The 982-nt window shown below is 46.6% G+C and carries 1 protein-coding gene; it reads left to right on the top strand.

The features are described 5' to 3' along the window. The coding region (locus REG_RS10430) for a tyrosine-type recombinase/integrase (RefSeq protein WP_339739855.1) at positions 1–942 on the top strand (942 nt) is incomplete at its 5' end. Between the last annotated feature and the right edge of the window lie 40 nt (positions 943–982).

Below are 982 nucleotides of genomic sequence, written 5' to 3' on the forward strand. Positions count from 1 at the left end.
GCCACTGAGTGGTTTAAAATTAAGCAATCCAGTATCACGGCAAACCATGCCCGTGATGTATGGCGATCGCTTGAACGTGATATTTTTCCTGTGGTTGGACAGGTAGGGATACAGGAGATTAAAGCACGCACGCTTATTACTGCTTTGGAGCCCGTCAAGGCCAAAGGCGCGCTGGAAACGGTAAAAAGATTAACGCAACGGTTAAATGAAATCATGATTTTTGCCGTTAACTGTGGATTAATTGATGCCAACCCCGCGGGCGGTATCGGTAAAGCTTTTGAAAAACCGAAAAAGAAAAATAGACCCGCGTTGACACCGAGGGAATTACCGGAATTGATGCAAGCCCTGTCGGTTGCCAGTATAGAATTACAGACCCGATTACTTATCGAGTGGCAATTGCTGACAATCACTCGCCCCTCTGAAGCTGCTGGCGCGAGGTGGTCAGAAATTAATTACGACTTGCGGGAATGGCGGATACCGGCCGAACGGATGAAAATGAGACGCGATCATGTTATTCACCTGTCATCTCAAGCGCTAGCTGTACTTGACGCCCTGAAACCGATCAGCGCTCATAAAAACTATTTATTTCCAAGCAGCAAAAATGCACTTCAGCCAATGAACAGTCAAACCGCTAACGCCGCCATTCAGCGCATGGGGTATCGTGGACGATTAGTGGCACACGGGATGCGATCGATTGCCAGTACCGCACTGAATGAAAAGGAATTTAACCCTGACGTTATCGAAGCCGTGTTGGCACATACCGGTAGGGACTCCGTCCGTAACGCCTATAATCGTAGCTCTTGGTTGGAGCAACGCAAAGTCTTGATGGATTGGTGGGGTGAATTTGTCGAGCGGGCTGCCACCGGGAAATTTACGGCTGCCGAGAGTGTCAGAAGAATTAAAGGGGAGTCTGACAAATTAAGAACTATTGAGTTTAAATAAGATCTGCATCAGTAAAAATAATTTATTATTAATATTCTAC

It is taken from the genome of Candidatus Regiella insecticola LSR1, from assembly GCF_000143625.1.
GTDB lineage: Bacteria > Pseudomonadota > Gammaproteobacteria > Enterobacterales > Enterobacteriaceae > Regiella > Regiella insecticola.